This window comes from Shewanella sp. SM74, assembly GCF_025653725.1.
GTDB classification, from domain to species: Bacteria; Pseudomonadota; Gammaproteobacteria; order Enterobacterales; family Shewanellaceae; genus Shewanella; species Shewanella oncorhynchi.
In genome coordinates, this window is record NZ_JAKKRZ010000084.1 from 1 (window position 1) to 1,216 (window position 1,216).

2 protein-coding genes and 1 pseudogene are annotated in these 1,216 nt (G+C 48.4%); all 3 read left to right on the plus strand.

The annotated features are described in order from the left end of the window. Positions 1-84 precede the first annotated feature (84 nt). The gene (tnpA, locus tag L5M49_RS25030) at positions 85-369 is read left to right on the plus strand and encodes an IS66 family insertion sequence element accessory protein TnpA (protein WP_088585668.1); all 285 of its coding nucleotides are present in this window, start codon (positions 85-87) and stop codon (positions 367-369) included. A 2-nt stretch (positions 370-371) separates the two neighbouring features. Continuing rightward, positions 372-728 carry an IS66 family insertion sequence element accessory protein TnpB gene (tnpB, locus tag L5M49_RS25035; RefSeq protein ID WP_263266999.1) on the plus strand — a complete coding sequence of 119 codons (357 nt, stop codon included), beginning with the start codon at positions 372-374 and terminating at the stop codon, positions 726-728. 92 nt (positions 729-820) lie between these two features. Then, positions 821-1,216: pseudogene (locus L5M49_RS25040) on the plus strand (IS66 family transposase); the annotation flags it as partial.

Sequence of the window (1,216 nt, forward strand, 5' to 3'; positions counted from 1 at the left end):
GTAAGCGTAACGCCAACCACACATTCCAATCCTAACTGATCAACCTTACCCTGTCTGCCATTATCAACTGCCAGGGTAATCATCATGCACCGTACCAAAGAACAATGGCTGGCCTTGTTTGCCGAGCAAGCCCAAAGTGGTCTCACCCAAACTGAATTTGCAAAACGTCAGGGCATCATTCCTACATATTTTAGTTATCGCAAGCGTCAGTTGTTGGCGTTTCAGGATGATGACGGTGGCTTTGTTGAGCTGACGCCACAGGGTTTGCAGCTGAATCAATCCATTTTGCTACGCAAGCGCGATATCGAATTGCAGTTTCCAGCCGGCACCGATGCACAGTGGTTAGCAGCCTTGCTAAGAGCGCTCTGACCATGAAAATGTTCCTCGATGTGCCTAAGGTCTATTTGCATAAACAGCCGGTCGACTTTCGTAAATCCATTAATGGCTTATCGTTGCTAGTCGAGCAAGAGATGCAGCTCTCGCCATTTAGCGGCGCACTGTTTGTGTTTTGTAATCAGCAGCGTACCCGGTWAAAAGTACTGTACTGGGATAGCACCGGGTTTTGCCTGTGGTACAAAAGGCTTGAAAAAGACAAGTTCCGCTGGCCACGGCAGATGCCTGGCAAAATACTGTCTATTAGCGAGCAGCAATGGCATTGGCTGTTGCAAGGTGTCGATATCCAAAAAATAACCGCCCATCAGCCACTGCATTACCAGAGTGTGGGCTGATATGACGATCGGCTATAAATCCTTATGATCGCATCCAAAACAATCTAAATCTTACCAAGCACTTAGCTAAATTGGCCGTTACAATAGCGGCCATGAAAAAGACACCTCAATCCTTACCTGATGACGTTGCACTGCTCAAGAAAATGCTGCTTGAGCAGACTGCGCTGCTTGCTAAGCATGAGAAAAAACTCACGCAGAAAGATAAACGCATCGCCAAATTAGAGCGGGTTAACCAGCAGCTGTCGGACAAGTTGCAGCAGTTGCTGGAGCGTTACAACCTGAAGAAGTACCAGAAATTTAGCCCCAGCAGTGAAACCTATGAAGGTGAAGGCGAGGTGTTAAATGAGGCCGAACAGCTTATTGAAGACGAGTCAGTAGCGACAGAGCCAGATACTCAGACGACCGAGAGCGCTAAGAAAGCTGCTAAGCCACGCCGCCCACGGATTGCCCCTGAGCTGCCGCGCGTTGATGTTATCCATGACATTGAC

Excerpts from the sequence above, each read along its gene's own strand:
- tnpA (WP_088585668.1), top strand. The coding sequence starts at position 85 with ATGCACCGTACCAAAGAACAATGGCTGGCCTTGTTTGCCGAGCAAGCC.